Below are 2,475 nucleotides of genomic sequence, written 5' to 3'. Positions count from 1 at the left end.
AGCACGTGCCCCCACGCCTGCGGCCCGCTCCCGAACACCACCAGCCGCCGGGCATCCCCGGAGGCCAGGTGGCGGACGGCGAGGGCGGAGACGGCGGGGGTGCGAAGTGAGGTGAGCGCGATCCCGTCCAGGGCCGCGAGCGGGGTCAGGGTGTCGCCGTCGAACAGCAGGTACGTCCCCTGGATCCGGGGCAGCCCGCGATCGGCGTTGCCCGGCGCGATGGTGACGGCCTTCACCCCCGCGTACCGCCCGGCCGCGGCGGGCATGAGCAGCAGCTGCCCGGCCGGCACGTCCACGATCGGCCGCTGCGGCGTGGCCTCGGGATCGAGTCCCGCAAGGAGCGCGTCCTCCAGGATCCGCACGGCCCGCCCCATGGGCACCAGCCGCTCCAGCGTGGCGGCGTCGAGATATGGCAATCCGGTCATCGCAGCGTGAACCCCAATCCCATCGGATCGTCGGGATCGAGCTCGAAGGTGTGCCGCCCCGTCCGGTACGCCATGCCCTCGATCTCCGGCACGATCCCGTCGTCCAGGACCTCGCCCACCCGCGCGCGGAAGGTGCTGCCGACGATGCTGTCGTGGATCAGCGGCCCGCGCAGCCCCGAGCCGTGCAGCAGCGCCAGCCGGGCCGCCGTGCCGGACCCGCACGGCGAGCGGTCCACCTCCCCGTCGGCGAACACCGTCACGTTCCGCTGGTGCGCCACCCCGTCCACGTCCGGCAGCTCGTCGTAGAAGATCACGCCGTAGACGCCGGACAGCCGGTCGTCGGAGTGATGCCGGGTGGCCGGGTGGCCTACCAGGTCGGCCTTGATCCGGCGGGCGTGGCCGATGAGCGCCGTCAGGTGCCCGGGCTCCACGGACAGGCCCAGCGCCCCGGCGGGCACGGATGCATAAATCGCACCACCGTACGAAATGTCGACCTTCGTCCCGCCGGCCGCCACGTCCCGCGCCACCACGTACGACGGCACGCTGACGAACGTCACGCCGCGCACCCGCCCCGCGGAGCAGCGCACCCGCGCCGTGACGCGCCCGGACGGCACGTCGATGACCACGTCCGTCTCCCCGTCGGGATCCGCCGCGACCATTCCCTCGTGCACGGCGTAGACGCCCAGCGCGATGGTGCCGTGGCCGCAGGCGGTGGAGAACCCGTCCTTGTGCCAGAACAGCGCCCCGAACAGGGCGCCCGGGTCGTCCGGCGGCACGAGGAAGCAGCCGTACATGTCGGCATGACCGCGCGGCTCGTGGCACAGCAGCCGCCGCACGTCGTCGACCTCGGGCTCCGCCATGGCGGCGGCCCGCCGGGAGAGCACGTCCGCTCCCGGGATGCCGGGCACGCCGCCGGTCACGATCCTGAACGGCTCCCCACCCGTGTGGTAGTCCACCGTCGTGATCATGCGCTGCTCACAGTTCGAACCCGGCGGGGAACGGGTCGCGCGGGTCAAGGAAGTACTGGGCGGTGCCGGTGATCCAGGCCCGGCCGGTGATCGACGGGATGACGGCCGGCGCGCCGCCCACGGTGGTCTCCTCCAGGAGCCGGCCAATGAACCGGGTCCCGATGAACGACTCGTTCACGAAGTCCCGGCCGAGCGGCAGCTCGCCGCGCGCGTGCAGCTGCGCCATCCGGGCGCTGGTGCCGGTGCCGCACGGCGAGCGGTCGAACCAGCCCGGGTGGATGGCCATGGCGTGCCGCGAATGGTGGGCGTCGGAGCCTGGTGCGGCGAAGTAGACGTGGTGGCAGCCGCGGATGCGGTCGTCCTCGCGGTGCACGGGCTCGTCGGCCGCGTTGATGGCCTCCATGGTGGCCAGGCCGGCGGCGATGATCTCGTTCTTGGCCTTGCGGTCGAAGGGCAGGCCGTAGGAGTCGAGGTTGACGACGGCGTAGAAGTTGCCGCCGTACGCCAGGTCGTACGGGACCTCCCCGAACCCGGGCACCCGCACGGTGGCGTCGAGCCGGTCGCAGTAGGACGGCACGTTGCGCAACGTCACCGACATCGCCTGACCGTCCTCGACGGCCACGTCCACCTCGACGAGCCCGGCCGGCACCTCAAGGCGCACGGTGGTGACGGGCTCGACGACCTCCACCATGCCGGTCTCGACGAGCACGGTGGCCACGCCGATGGTGCCGTGCCCGCACATCGGCAGCAGCCCGGACACCTCGATGAACAGCACGCCGAAGTCGGCGTCCGGCCTGGTGGGCGGCTGCAGGATGGCGCCGCTCATGGCGGAGTGGCCGCGCGGCTCGGTCATGAGCAGGGTGCGGATGTGGTCGAGGTTGTCGCGGAAGTAGACGCGCCGCTCGGCCATGCTGGCGCCGGGGATCACGCCGATCCCGCCGGTGATGACGCGGGTGGGCATGCCCTCGGTATGGGAGTCGACGGCGTGGAAAACGCGCTTTGTCCTCATCGCAGCCCTTCTGCAAGTGCCTTCTCGGTCGCCGCTCGCACGATAGCGGCCTGCTCGTCCGTCAGCGGCTGCC

General features: G+C 72.2%; 2 protein-coding genes and 1 pseudogene. All 3 read right to left on the bottom strand.

Features of this window, described 5'->3' with window-relative positions:
• Window positions 1-425: pseudogene (locus tag AB0J09_RS62260) on the bottom strand (ornithine cyclodeaminase family protein); the annotation flags it as partial.
• A complete protein-coding gene (locus tag AB0J09_RS62255; protein WP_360713578.1) occupies window positions 422-1,393 on the bottom strand; it encodes a proline racemase family protein in 972 nt (323 codons plus the stop codon). The pseudogene AB0J09_RS62260 and the gene AB0J09_RS62255, both read right to left, overlap by 4 nt.
• Before the next feature lie 7 nt (window positions 1,394-1,400).
• Complete coding sequence (locus AB0J09_RS62250) at window positions 1,401-2,402, bottom strand: proline racemase family protein (RefSeq protein WP_360713576.1); 1,002 nt, start codon at window positions 2,400-2,402, stop codon at window positions 1,401-1,403.
• Between the last annotated feature and the right edge of the window lie 73 nt (window positions 2,403-2,475).

The sequence above is a fragment of the Nonomuraea sp. NPDC049784 genome (assembly GCF_040659615.1).
GTDB lineage: Bacteria > Actinomycetota > Actinomycetes > Streptosporangiales > Streptosporangiaceae > Nonomuraea.
The sequence above is the reverse complement of the archived record's forward strand: the minus strand, read 5'-3'. Positions and strand labels throughout refer to the sequence as shown.

What these genes read in the sequence shown, in the direction of transcription:
- AB0J09_RS62255 (WP_360713578.1), bottom strand. Translation starts at nt 1,393, where the DNA reads ATGATCACGACGGTGGACTACCACACGGGTGGGGAGCCGTTCAGGATC.
- AB0J09_RS62250 (WP_360713576.1), bottom strand. Translation starts at nt 2,402, where the DNA reads ATGAGGACAAAGCGCGTTTTCCACGCCGTCGACTCCCATACCGAGGGC.